Genomic DNA, 12,865 nt, shown 5'->3' with positions numbered 1-12,865 from the left:
ATTGTTACAGGCTGTCGTTGCGACCTATAATCGACCTACTCTGGATGTATTTCTCCGTCAGGATTTGGGTTGGGTGACGACTGCATTGGAAGTGCGCTCACTCGTCGGATCGAAACGTGGACTCTCGAGGAGCACTTTTAAGTGTGGCGAATGAGGTCCTTGTCGGACCCTGCGAAGGCTTTGGCAGTTCGCTCTGAGAACTTAGATGCGTAAACACCTGATTTCGATCCTGTATGCAGGCTTGGTCCTCGGCCTCCATCCCACCATTCACGCGCAGACGATCGTCGCTACGCATGACAGCGACGGCCGCCTTGTTTACGAGAACGCGCCTGAGAAGCACGTACAGACTCCGCCTCCGCTGGACTCCGGATACTTTTATTGGAGCAACCGCGAGCACCGCTGGAAGCCGGTGCCGCCGATGTACTCGCATTCGCGTAAGGCAGCTCAATCTGCGGCGCAGGACGTTCGCCGCTTGCTGCGCCAGGCGGCCTTGAAGAATCCTCAGTTTGCGGCCAACGGCAATGCGCTGCAGCTAGCCTCTCAGCAAGTCCAGAATTCGCCGGCCGCCGCGTCGCGCAACTATGCAGTTCCCGGTCGGGTTTACAACACAGAGTCAGCGCTGCTTCCGAATGGATCGGAATGGATCGACAAGATCGTGGAGCAGGCGGCAACCGATCATTCTGTCGATCCCAATTTGGTACGCGCGATCATCAAGGTTGAGTCGAACTTCAATCCGCACGCCGTCTCCCGCAAAGGCGCCATCGGATTGATGCAGCTCATGCCGCGCACCGCTCAGTCATTGAATGTGCGGAATCCCTACGATCCCGCGCAAAATGTGGACGCCGGAGTGCGCCACTTCAAAGAGTTGCTCGATTCCTATAACGGCAATGTAGAGTTATCGTTAGCCGCATACAACGCCGGGGTTGGGGCAGTGCGCCGCAGCCGCGGAATTCCGAAATATTCAGAAACTCGGAATTACGTGAAGCGCATCACAGGTATATACGGGTCGAATACAGCACGGCTCTACACACCCGGACATCCTCTGCAGTTAAAGAAGGATGCCGAAGGACACTTGTCGGTCAGCGATATGGAGTAGGGTTCGCACCTGCAGCCCCTCGAACTGCCCGGCATAAAACGTTGAATTGCACCTGATGCTGGGTGCCACAGGGATGCAGAGAATGTCCGGCAGGTCAGCCACTCGCGCGACTTTTCACTTCACAATCTGGACGCTTGTCACTGCGGGTCTCCTGCTCCATGGCGGACGTGCGGAGGCGATGAGTGTCGCCAGGAAGAAGCACATCGCGCTCGACTACTACCACAAGGCCGTGCAGATGCGCGAGGCGCTCAACGGACGCCCTGAAAGCGATCGCGATACCGAGGACTACAACCGGGTAATCGATTCCTTTCGCAAGGTCTATCACCTGGCCCCAACATCCACGCGCGCTGATTCGAGCGTGCTCGCAGTTGCCGAACTTCTTGCCGAGCAGGCTCGCCTCAATGACGACAAGACGGGATTCAAGTCCGCGATCGGACAATATGAGTTCCTGCGCCGCGAATATCCGGGCAGCAAGTACCGTTTTGGAGCCCTGCTCAGCATCGGCCAAATCTATCGCGAGGATCTGAACGAACCTGCAATCGCGAGGGAGACATTCGAAGGTTTTTTGAATCGCTATCCCAACCACGAACTCGCGCAGCAAGCTAAGGCCGCTCTGCGTGAGATGGACGAGGAAGCCAAGCATCCAAATCGCAAGGAAAAGGACAAGGAAAAGAACTCCGTCGCAACCACCAAAAAGCGTGAGAGCACTAAGCGCGAAGCAGCTAATGACGAAGACGACCAGGAAGAGGCGAGCCCTGCTCCGCTGACAACGGTCACATCAAAGCAAAAGGGATTGCCGCGCATTACCAGCCTCCGTTACTGGTCCACGCCTGACTACACGCGCATCGCCATCGATCTCGAAGACGAAGTAAAGTACGAAGCCGGGCGAGTTCCCTCTCCCGATCGCATCTTCTTCGACCTGCACGACAGCCGGCTCGCGTCGGAGCTGATTGGCAAGAGCTACAACATTGAAGACGGTCTGCTGAAGAAGGTACGCGTCGCGCAGTACAAGGCGAATATGGCGCGCGTGGTGCTCGAAGTCGATAACCTCGCCGAGTACTCGGCCTTCATCCTGCCGAATCCTTATCGGTTGATCATCGACGTTCACGGGCGCAAGGCTGCGCCGCAGTTAGAGACAGCTGGGTCGCAGAATGCGGCTTCGGATCCTCGCTCCAATTCCTCCACCGGCGTGCCGCAAATTTCACAGACCAGGCGCGCTGAGCCCAAGACCGTTGCGGCAAATCGTAAGAATCCTTCGCCGTCAGATGATGATGACGAGGAGTCAGTCGACACAACGAGTGCCAAAGCGCCTCCCAGGAAACCTGCTCTTGCCAAGCGCGCTGAAGTGCCGCTTGAAGATAGCAACCTCGGTCTAGCCGAGATCGCATCGCTCAGCGAGGATCCCAAGCAGGTGAAGGCCACGAGCAAGCCGACGAGTGGCGCTGTGGTCGACAATGTGGCGAAGCGCGAGCTGCCACAATCAGCGGACAGCAAACCCGCTGAACATCCATTCGCCGCAAGCAAAAGCCAGAAGAATCGCAATGGGAAAGCGCCTGTCACCATGGCAAGCGTAACTCGGCAGGCCAAACCAACTGCGGACGGTGATTTGTCGCTGGTCCGCGCGCTGGGATTGAAGATCGGCAAGATCGTGGTCGATGCCGGACATGGCGGCCACGACACCGGAACGATCGGTTCAACTGGATTGCTCGAAAAAGATCTTGTACTCGATGTCGCGCTGCGTTTAGGCAAACTGCTGGAACAGAAGCTCGGAGCCGACGTAGTCTACACGCGCCACGATGACACTTTCATTCCCCTCGAGACGCGTACGGCTATAGCGAATCAGAATCAAGCGGATCTGTTCATTTCGATCCACGCAAACTCAAGCTCCGATTCTTCGGCGCGCGGCGTGGAGACTTACTACCTGAACTTCACCTCATCGCCTGAGGCTCTAGAAGTAGCTGCCCGTGAGAACTCGGTCTCTGAAACCTCTGTGCACGACTTGCAGGACCTGGTGAAGAAGATCGCGCTGAAAGACAAGATCGACGAGTCGCGCGAGTTCGCTGCCAATGTGCAGAAGGCGCTGCATGCCGGAGAGGCTGCGAAGAGCCCCGGCGTTAAAAATCGTGGAGTGAAGAAGGCGCCGTTCATCGTGCTGATTGGCGCTAACATGCCTTCCATCCTCGCGGAGATCTCGTTCGTGAGCAATCCCACTGACGAACGCAAGCTGCGTACTCCTGAGTACAGGCAACGCATCGCGGAATCGCTCTATCGCGGCATCTCCCATTACGCCCAGGGGCTCAGTGGGATTAAGGTCGCAAGCGCGAGACAGCCTGCTACGGCTGGGCAATAGCTGCCAAATCCTGGAGGTAGAGACGCAGTATGCTATAGGCTTATCCAAATTAAGGACAAGCCTGCAGCATGCTGCGTCTCCTCCATGCAGCGTCGAATGACGGCACGGCCGGGACCTCCATATCCGAAATAGCTGGCACGATTTAGCCCTGCAGCAGTCCCACGCAGGAGACGCAAGCATGCTGCGTCTCTACCGGAATCCCGCAATGTGGCGATGGTGTCTAATAGACTAGATTTGTCGATTCCAGCTTTGTACATGCCATTGTGCACCAGACTCTTTGCTTTAATCGTCTCACTTGCCTCGGCAGCGTTGGCGACTGACTCAGCGGTTCTCCCTAAAGCCTTTGCTGGATGGCAGCAGGAGCCTGCTGCCAGGACCAGCACGAATCCCGCGGACGCCGATGCCGGCAATGCGGCGGTGCTCAAGGAATACGGCTTCACCGATTTTCAATCCGCAAACTACGCAAAGGGCGATCGCAAACTGAGCATTCGCGCGGCGCGCTTTGATGATGCTACAGGCGCTTACGGCGCATATACGCTTTACAGCCAGCCCGGCATGCGCACCGAAGAAATCGGACGCCACGGTGAATCAGCTGGCGATCGCGTGCTTTTCATGCAAGGCAACATCGTGGTCGAAGCAAAATTCGACTATGTGAACGCGATGTCAGCGGCCGAACTGCGTGAACTGGCTGAGGATCTTCCGCAACCAGCAGGAAACCTGGGGCAACCGCCTAGTCTTGCACATTGGCTGCCGCAGCCTGCGTTCATCGAGCATTCAGTGAAGTTCGCGGTTGGACCGAAGTCATACAATCAGGTGGGATCGCCCTTCCCTGCTTCTGCCGTCGATTTCTCCAAGAGTGCTGAAGTTTTGACTGCTCTCTATAAGAGCGACGAAGGAGAAGCCAAACTCACGCTGATCTCGTATCCCACACCGCAGATCGCCGGAACGCAACTGCGAAACATCGAGCAGAATCATGCAAATCTCGAAGCGACTGGGTCAGGAAGTTTTTCTATTAAGCGCACCGGACCGCTTCTCGTCATCGTCAGCGGTCAGGCTTCGCAATCCGAGACACGATCGCTGCTCGCTTCAGTGAACTACGAGGCTGATATCACCTACAACGAGCCGACGTTTCTCTCGCGCAAAGACAACATCGGCAATCTGATCATCGCTGTCTTTGGACTCATCGGATTGATTCTGGCAGTTGCGCTCGCATTCGGCATTGCCTACGGTGGGCTGCGCGTGGTGCTTAACAAACTCTATCCGCACCGCTTTTTCGACCGTCCAGAGGACGCTAACGTCATTACCCTGAATTTGCGCGACGAATCTTCAAAATCGAGGTAAGTTGCTGAAACAGCAGCTCTTACTAAGTGCAGTGGGGAAAGTGCGGCAGCAACTGCCACATTTTCGATGCAGGGTACATTTTTCCTAAGTGCTTGATTTTTAAGGCATTTGCGTCAGAAAATTCGCTTGACACCCCCTGTGCACGACCATAAGATTTCGTCCAGAAAGTTCTGATGGCTTTGCCTCCGTTGGAACTATTCTCCCTTGAAAGAAAAGGCCGCCTATTTGCCGGGCGGTCTTTTCGTTTTGGCGCGACAAAAAAAAGCTGAAGACGGAGGGCACGGAGCACGCAGAGGAACGGCTCGCGTTTCTTCTTTCCTTGAAAATTGGATCCTGCCCTGGTTCGCAGATGTCGGTTTGCGTTTCTCGTTTTTTAGCAGTTTTCCTGCGCGACCTCCGTGTCCTCCGTGTTCATTCCCGGTTTTTTTCTCCGAGGCTCCTGGAGAGGCAGCCATCTTTTCAAATCAGGAACTTCGAATTGTCTTGGTTTTGCTTATCGCCTATGGCCCTATCGCTTATTGTCTGGTTCCTCGCTGCTTCCCACGCCTTGGCGTATTTCCAGCTGACATACACATTGTGATAAAGATGCAGCAGGTATCCTTCGCGTCCGTCGAGAAAGCCAAGGCGAAAAAAGTAGTTCCAGGAAAAATTCAGAGCTGGCCGATAGTAGACGTTAACGAGAAACGACAGCCAGGAATCACTGACTTGTCCTTTCTGCAGCGCTACTTCTGCTCCTAGCGAAGAATAGCGGTTCATGCTTTCGATATAGGCAGTTAAAGTTGGATAAGCGTTGTGAATCAAGTCGCCTTCGAGCGCGGCTGTAGGGCCCTCGACGCGCATGGTCTCGTGCACCGCACGTTCGACGAACTGTCCTGTGCCGCGCCGAGACAGTCGCAGCTTGCGATCGGGATAGAAGCCGCCATAGCGAATCCAGCGGCCAAGAAAAAGATTGCGCCGGGCGATGAAGTACCCCGCCACGTTCGACGTCGGATCGCTCACCACACGTCTTATGCTCTCGGCTAGTTCCGCAGAGACTTCCTCGTCTGCGTCGATCGAGAGTATCCAGTCACTCGAAGCTTTCGCGATCGCGGAATTCTTCTGCTGCGCATAGCCTTTCCACGATTCTGCAAAGACCTTGGCGCCCTGCTCGCGAGCAATTTCGAGCGTGCGATCTGCGGAGCCAGAGTCCACGATGATTCGCTCATCGGCCCAGGCGACACTTGCCAGCGTGCGTCCGATGTTCCTCTCTTCGTTTCGCGTGATGATCACAACCGAGAGACTCATGCCGGGTCAGGATAACTTTCGCGAGTCACGGGCACAAAGAAAAACCCGGAGCCATCTTGCTGCTCCGGGTTCTCGCTGCTGGATTTGGACTATTTCGGAGATTGCTGTGCTACCGGGGCGCGCCAGGATTCTGCACTGCCCCTTGCGGAGCTTGTTGCTGTTGCGTAGGCGTCGTGTCCGTCCGCGGCATGACGTAGGGCACCACGGGCTGCTTTGTCACCGTTCCGTTAAAAGCATCGTCGAGCACGATGCCGTTGCGAACAAGCGTGTATCCGGTGACGCGGTCGAGTTCCACGCGTGACTTTGCGTAGGCGGAGCGAGCCTGCACGCGATTGCTGTCTGCCGTCGCCAGATCGCTTTCGGTTTGCAGGACAGCGAAATTAGTCGACGCGCCAAGCGCGTACTTCTTCTGCTCGGCGTCGAGACTCTGTTGCGCCAGCTCAAGCGCTTTGTCCGCGGCTTCAACCTGGGCTCGATTCTGCTGGACAGCAAATTGCGCGTTGCGCACCTGGATGGCCACCTGGTTTTGCAACTGCTGCAAGCGCATCTCAGCCTGGCGCAGTTCGAGCTCGGAGCGCATCTGATCGGCCTGTGCGGAGCGGTTCCGGATCGGGATGCTCACTTGCAGCCCCATACCCTTGTCCGGAGCCGTGCTATTGAACAAGTCCCCAAAAGTGTTGCCGAATCCGTGTTGAGGGATAGTTCCCGCAGGAGTGCAAAAGAGCGGATTCGAATTGGGACCGCACGCCGACAAGGCATTCTGCGTGCCTCCTAAACCGCTGGCCCCATAGAACGCCACCAGATCCACGCTGGGCCGCAGTCCGTTCGCAGCAGCCTTGCGGTTTATCTCACGATTGGTAAGGTCGATGCGTGACTGCGCGAGATCAGGACGATGCGACAGCGCATCATTGATGAGATCCTGAATCGGGGTTACCGGCTCTTCGCTCGGAACCGCCATGGTATCGGTTGGAATTACCGGAGCAGCGGCCAGAATCGCATCCGACAGGCTTCGGGATAACGCATTCTTCATCAGGAGCTGCTGCAGTTGCAGGTTGGTTTGCGCCACGATCAGCGTCTGCTGATTTGCTGCTACCGTGCTTTGCGCGCGCACTACTTCGATCGGAGCGAGTGTCCCGATTTGAACCTGCTTCTGATTATCGGAAAGCGTCTTCTGCGCCAAGCCTAAGGAGCGCTCCTTTGCCTTCACATTTTCATAGGCGTTTACAAGATCCCAATAGATATTTTCAATTTGGGAAACAGTTTCGATCACTTGATTGCGGAAGGCGACGTCAACGATCTCGCGGTCATTGCGGGCAACACGAATAAAACGCGTGTTGAGCCCGAGTCCGAAACCCTGCAGAAGATGTTGAGTGATGGTCGCGCGGAAACTCGAATTTAGCGTTGGATTCAGAGTGTTGAATCGGCTGTTCGTAGTCTGCCGGTTGTTCTGAAACCCCACGGACAGATTCGTGCCTGGCGCAAAGCCCTGGTTGTAACTGAAGTTCACGGTTCCGGTATTCGATTGCAGATTGGGAACACCGGTGAAAACCTGATTGGCTTGCGGTGAGATCGCGTGTTCTTCAGAAAGGTTGCTGGTTACCGTAGGATCAAATTCGGGCACACCAGGGCCAGCCCCTGCAGTCGACAGCACAATTCCGGAGGTACCAGTGCCCGCGCCGCCCGCGGCGCTCGTTGTACCACCTGCTCCGGCTCCCTGACTGGCGGTGCCAGTCCCGGTACCGCCCTGTCCACCCGGCGTGCCCTGAACCAATCCAGTGGCGACGCCACGCAAATTCTGTCCGGCCTTGGCGCGCAGGATGTCGGTATCCGCAATTGGCATGTTATAACGCGCGATTGCGAGATCGAGGTTGTTTTCCAACGCTAAAGCGACCGCATCCGACATAGAGAGATAGATCTTGCCGTCGCGTACTAACTGATCCATACGAGGAGAGTTCGAAAGATTCGGCGCGGGGACCTCCCTCCTCTTGTACGGAGCTATCGGACCTTTGAGAAAGCTGTATCCGTTGACATAGTTCAGTCCGCCAAAGGATTCTCCACGGCTGCTTTGCGCGGTACTGGCAGGCTGCGGAACCGGCGCGTTGGGCGCTTCTTGCGCGAAGAGCGAACGTCCCAGCAGCAGACCGCCGGTTAGCGCAACGCCTGCGGCTATCCGGCGAATACTCTTTTTACTTCTTTTAAAACACAACACACACATGTGCGATCTCCAATTGCTCTGGAAATGAATGAGATTGAGACTGCCGCGACCGGCGAATTGTCACCACGAAACGTTGTTCCGCGTCAAACCTGAAATACGATCCACTGGACCGATAAGTTCCATCAGCAGCCCGAGCACAACGCCGGCCATGATTCGATATGGGAAGCGGTTAGTATAAATCATGCAATGGACCCAAATGGCGCTTCCGCAGAATTACGTTACGATTGCGTTCGATGAACAGGCGAACATTTCGATTCATTCTTAGCCACTTTTTTACATTTCTCGAGCTTAAAAAAATCTTGCCAGCATAAGTAAGACGTGCGACAGGACACCAAAACGACAAGGACAAGGAACGGATCGCAAGAAACTTCAAAATCACGCTTGCGTACGATGGAACCGATTTTTGCGGATGGCAGGTACAACCGCAGCGGTTGACCATTCAAGGCACGCTTTCCGATGCCGTTGAACGCGTAACCGGAGAGCGCGTTCTACCTCAGGGTTCAGGGCGCACTGATGCCGGCGTGCATGCACTCGCGCAGGTTGCGAGCTTTGCGCTGGAGTCGCCGATCCCAGCGGAAAATCTGCTCATTGCGCTGAATCACACACTTCCGAATTCAATTCGCTTGGTCGAAGCGAAGGAAGTCGAGCCCGAATTTCACGCGCGTCACTCGGCCAAGGCTAAGACTTACGAGTATCGAATTTTTCGCGGCAACGTTTGCCCGCCATTTGCAGCGCGGTACGTTCATCATCATCCGTATCCGCTGGACCACGATGCGATGAACAGGGCGGCATGGCTTGTCCTTGGACGTCACGATTTCACCAGCTTTGCCGCCGTCGATCCGGAGCGTGGCAAAGATGATGACCTCGACAACGTCCGCACGATCTTTTCTTCGGAATGGAGCAGGCAGGGCGATCTGCTCGTTTACAGAGTGCGCGGAGACGGCTTCCTGCACCACATGGTGCGAAATCTGGTAGGAACGTTTCTTCTCGTCGGCAAGGGCAGCGTGGCGGTGGATTCAATAACTCAGATCTTGACAGCGCGCCGTCGTGCCGAGGCTGGACCCACGGCCCCGGCTGGCGGACTGTTTTTGGTCAGCGTCGAGTATTAGCTCTTTGCCGGTCGCACTTCACTCATCAGGCCTAGTATGTTGCCTTCGCTGTCGCGAAAGAATGTCATCCATAAATCGTGATCCGGCAATCTTGCAATTACGTGTGGATTATCCACGAACTTGACGCCTCGCGCCTTCATCTGTTCATGCGCTTCGCCAATGTCGGCAACTTTGAAATAGATAATCGATGTTCCCGCTTCGGGCTTTTCCGGCTTGTCAAGCATGAGGCGAATACCGCCGCAATCGAAGAAAGCGAGGTTCCCTGCGGAGAACAGGTACTTCATCGCAAGCTTATCGCGATAAAACTCGGTTGCTCGGGAGACATCCTTGACCAGGATCGCGATCTGCCCAATCTTGTCCAGTGCTATCTGGGTTCCAGCCTGCATACGAACCTCCATGGTTATGCTAGGATCGAAATTTAGTTAGCTATGCTAACTATCCCATGCAAGAGATGTCAACTGCCCAGGCCAAACGCGAATGGGAGCTTGCTGACAGGCTGCATTCGGCGGCCATTCACCTGCTACGCCGGCTGCGGATTCAGGACCTCGCCAGCGGTATCGGGCCGGCAAAACTCTCTGCCCTGTCCGTGCTCGTATTTTCAGGACGGCCACTCACGCTGGCCGAACTCGCCTCGGCCGAGCAGGTGAAAAATCCGACTATGAGCCGTCTGATCGCTGGCATGCAACGCGAACGGCTGGTCCGGGTCACGCCAGCGAAGGAGGATGCGCGCTCAATTTTGATTACTCCTACGAAACTAGGCAGAGACCTTTTGCTTGCGGGCAAGCAGCGCCGCGTAGAGTCACTGGCGAAGGCCCTGAAGCAGTGTGGCGACCCTCAGTTGGAGAGCTTGGAGCGCAGTGCGGAGGTGTTGGATCAGGTGATTCGGCGAATTGCGAACGTCTGAGTCTCGCCCGGCTCCGGGATCAGGCTCCGCATTGTGCGGATTGAAGGCATTAACGCAATCGGAAGAGCGCTAGCCGATCTGCTTCACATACTCGATCAAAGGCATGCCAAAGAAATCCGAGGCGCGGCCAGAACGGGAATAACCATGCTTCTCGTAGAACCTCATCGCGGTGATTAGCGGCTGAGTGGTATCGAGAGTTACATGAGTGCAGCCGCGCATCCCCAGCCAGGCTTCAATTGCACTCAACAATTCGGCGGACACGCCGGAGCCTTTGTACTGGGGTAGCACCGCCATGCCGCGAAGATGTCCTTTGCCGGAATGCGGGCCGCCTCCCGCGACTGTTCCAATAATTTCTCCGCTAGAGACAGCAACCAGCACGTGCATCGACTGCATGCGCGTGCCGAGGGAAGCATCGTCGAGAACCGTATCAGCGTAAGCTCCCGCAGTGTATTGCTCTCGATATGGTTCGAAGGCTTCTGCCAGGCACTTGAGGATGCGCTGTTTGTCCCCTTCTCTCGCCGGCCGTATTTCAATTGCGATCTTAGAATGTCCCCTTGGTTTGCTCATCCAATTCGAGGCTATCTCAACCGGCACTATCGGATGAGCTGCGGCGTGCCAGAGTCTCAGGAAAAATCGAATGCACTCTCGTTGCTTGCAGACGTTTCTGCTACGCTCTGCCCATGTCGTTCTCGGGAAGTAAACGAAAGCGCACGCTCACTGATGTCGAGCTCTACGACTACGCGATAGGCTCGCTGGCGCGCAAGATGCGTACGGTCGCCGAACTGAAGCGATTACTGCGGCAGCGAGTCGAGGCTAGCGAGGAGGGAGCCTTGGCCGTAGAAGCAGTGATCGCCAAGCTCAAAGAACAAAAGTACCTCAACGATTCTCGTTACGCGTCCTCGTACTCCCAATATCGGCAGAGCAACGAGAAGTTCGGACGACGACGCGTAGTGACCGATCTCAAAGCGAAAGGTGTTCACAGCGAGATTATTCAGCAGGCTGTTAGCGCCGCCTATAACGATGTGAATGAGGAGCAGCTCGCGCGCCAGTTCCTTGAACGCAAGCGGCTTAAGAAGCCACAAAATGAACGCGAATCCGCGCGCATTTTTCGCAGGCTCGTGCGAGCCGGATTCTCGGCTGGGACAATTTTCAAGGTCTTAAAGCGGTGGGATGTGGAGGACGAGGTTCTCACCGCATTGTCATCGGAAGCCGAAGAGTCTTCAACCGAATAGCAGCGCTGATTACTCAGGATTGACGGAGGACCATTGCTTCCTTGACTTCGCTTCGCGTGCAAGTTAACTTCGCGCAGCTTCCATGCCTAGCTCAAATTTTGAGGAACGCTCTTGCCCAACCGACTAGTCACCCTCACTACCGATTTCGGACTCAACGATCATTTTGTCGGCGCCATGAAGGGCGTGATCGTTAACATAAATCCGCAGGCGCAGATAGTTGACATCTGCAATGCGGTGAATTCGTTTGACGTCCTCGATGGGGCTCTGACCATTGCCGCGGCGGCTTCATATTTCCCTTCTGACACGCTGCACGTCGTAATCGTGGACCCCGGGGTGGGATCGCAGCGCCGGCCCATTCTCGCGGTAAATGAGAGACATGCTTTTCTGGCTCCCGATAATGGAGTGCTGTCTCTGGTCTACGAGCGCTCCGAACGGCTGAGCGTAAGACACGTGACCTCTGAGCACTATTTTCTGCAGCCCGTGAGTCAAACTTTTCACGGACGCGACGTATTTGCGGCCTGTGCTGGTTGGCTTAGCAAGGGAGTCGAGATCAGCAAGTTCGGAGACGAGATTACGGACTATATTCGCTTCGCTGCGCCCAAACCAAAGCCCGTCGATGGCAAGAGTTTCAAAGCGGTAGTCCTCAAAACGGACAAGTTCGGCAACCTCATCACCAACATCACGCCCAAAGACGTTCCACAACTCTTTGAGGACACGCCGCCTGCGTTCAAGGTCGCCGTGGGCAAAGCAGAAGTTACGAAGATGAAGAATGCCTACGCCCAGGCCACGCCCGGAGAGCTGTTCGGAATCCTCGGCAGCATGGGCTACCTGGAGATCTCAGCCAATCGCGCTGCGGCGAACCGCTTGGCGGGTGCGGACAGAGGCAGTGAAGTCACTGTGGTGTTGGGTTGATTTCAGAACGCACTTACACGTGTCATCCAGAGTGCAGCACCAACGTAGTTCCGGCTGCCCTCGGGCGGTAGGACGTTTGTTCGGGACGACGATTCCATCTACTTGAATATCAGAAACGGAATTGGGAGCACCTTTTTCGAGTCGACGGTGAACTGAAAATACGGTACTAAGGATTCTTCGGTCTAGGCCGCGCATAATCCTCCATAGTTGCAGTCCACTCCAAGAATCTTTTCAGCTCCCGCCGCTCGCGCCAAAGAAATCCCCAGAATTCAATGAATCCGATTTTGTCCATTTTGAGACCCGTGTAAGTCTCGATCCTCCAGCGCAGGTACGGGCTGCGCCAGGGAGCCAGCCGATGTCCACGACTGGCAATCCAAATGAATCGCAAAACTTTTTTCATGAGCTCTCGATTGGCAGTATAG

12 protein-coding genes are annotated in these 12,865 nt (G+C 55.6%); 7 read left to right on the top strand and 5 right to left on the bottom strand.

Annotated elements, in window-relative coordinates; all coding sequences use genetic code 11:
- Positions 1–418: 418 nt before the first annotated feature.
- The 3 genes from DMG62_04615 to DMG62_04605 all read left to right on the top strand — a co-directional run bounded on the left by DMG62_04615 (position 419) and on the right by DMG62_04605 (position 4,787).
- Positions 419–1,096 carry a lytic transglycosylase gene (locus DMG62_04615; protein ID PYY24328.1) on the top strand — a complete coding sequence of 226 codons (678 nt, stop codon included), beginning with the start codon at positions 419–421 and terminating at the stop codon, positions 1,094–1,096.
- 55 nt (positions 1,097–1,151) lie between these two features.
- Positions 1,152–3,446 carry an N-acetylmuramoyl-L-alanine amidase gene (locus DMG62_04610; protein ID PYY24291.1) on the top strand — a complete coding sequence of 765 codons (2,295 nt, stop codon included), beginning with the start codon at positions 1,152–1,154 and terminating at the stop codon, positions 3,444–3,446.
- A gap of 234 nt (positions 3,447–3,680) precedes the next feature.
- On the top strand, positions 3,681–4,787 hold the full coding sequence (locus DMG62_04605) for a hypothetical protein (protein ID PYY24290.1): 1,107 nt from the start codon (positions 3,681–3,683) through the stop codon (positions 4,785–4,787).
- Between the two features lie 459 nt (positions 4,788–5,246).
- Here DMG62_04605 and DMG62_04600 read toward each other — a convergent pair whose 3' ends face one another.
- Positions 5,247–6,071, bottom strand: coding sequence for a glycosyltransferase family 2 protein (locus DMG62_04600; GenBank protein ID PYY24289.1), 825 nt, complete (start codon positions 6,069–6,071; stop codon positions 5,247–5,249).
- A gap of 109 nt (positions 6,072–6,180) precedes the next feature.
- Complete coding sequence (locus DMG62_04595; protein ID PYY24288.1) at positions 6,181–8,286, bottom strand: TolC family protein; 2,106 nt, start codon at positions 8,284–8,286, stop codon at positions 6,181–6,183.
- Between the two features lie 356 nt (positions 8,287–8,642).
- On the opposite strand from DMG62_04595, the gene DMG62_04590 reads away from it, so the two are divergent.
- On the top strand, positions 8,643–9,395 hold the full coding sequence (locus DMG62_04590) for a tRNA pseudouridine(38-40) synthase TruA (protein PYY24287.1): 753 nt from the start codon (positions 8,643–8,645) through the stop codon (positions 9,393–9,395).
- Here DMG62_04590 and DMG62_04585 read toward each other — a convergent pair.
- Positions 9,392–9,781: a glyoxalase gene (locus tag DMG62_04585; protein PYY24286.1), complete on the bottom strand. Its 390-nt coding sequence runs from the start codon at positions 9,779–9,781 to the stop codon at positions 9,392–9,394. The two genes, DMG62_04590 and DMG62_04585, sit on opposite strands and share 4 nt — an antisense overlap.
- 65 nt (positions 9,782–9,846) lie before the next feature.
- On the opposite strand from DMG62_04585, the gene DMG62_04580 reads away from it, so the two are divergent.
- Complete coding sequence (locus tag DMG62_04580) at positions 9,847–10,299, top strand: MarR family transcriptional regulator (protein PYY24327.1); 453 nt, start codon at positions 9,847–9,849, stop codon at positions 10,297–10,299.
- Positions 10,300–10,368: 69 nt separating this feature from the next.
- Here DMG62_04580 and DMG62_04575 read toward each other — a convergent pair whose 3' ends face one another.
- Positions 10,369–10,866, bottom strand: coding sequence for a hypothetical protein (locus DMG62_04575; GenBank protein ID PYY24285.1), 498 nt, complete (start codon positions 10,864–10,866; stop codon positions 10,369–10,371).
- Positions 10,867–10,979: 113 nt separating this feature from the next.
- Here DMG62_04575 and DMG62_04570 point away from each other — a divergent pair, with 113 nt between their 5' ends.
- Together DMG62_04570 and DMG62_04565 are read left to right on the top strand one after the other, a co-directional pair.
- Positions 10,980–11,531: a RecX family transcriptional regulator gene (locus tag DMG62_04570; GenBank protein ID PYY24284.1), complete on the top strand. Its 552-nt coding sequence runs from the start codon at positions 10,980–10,982 to the stop codon at positions 11,529–11,531.
- Between the two features lie 111 nt (positions 11,532–11,642).
- Positions 11,643–12,443 (top strand): hypothetical protein, encoded by an 801-nt coding sequence (locus DMG62_04565; GenBank protein ID PYY24283.1) that lies wholly within the window; start codon positions 11,643–11,645, stop codon positions 12,441–12,443.
- Positions 12,444–12,609: 166 nt separating this feature from the next.
- Here DMG62_04565 and DMG62_04560 read toward each other — a convergent pair whose 3' ends face one another.
- Positions 12,610–12,843, bottom strand: a complete 234-nt coding sequence (locus DMG62_04560; GenBank protein ID PYY24326.1) for a hypothetical protein — start codon at positions 12,841–12,843, stop codon at positions 12,610–12,612.
- Positions 12,844–12,865 lie beyond the last annotated feature (22 nt).

It is taken from the genome of Acidobacteriota bacterium, from assembly GCA_003225175.1.
Classification (GTDB): domain Bacteria; phylum Acidobacteriota; class Terriglobia; order Terriglobales; family Acidobacteriaceae; genus Gp1-AA112.
The sequence above is the reverse complement of the archived record's forward strand: the minus strand, read 5'-3'. Positions and strand labels throughout refer to the sequence as shown.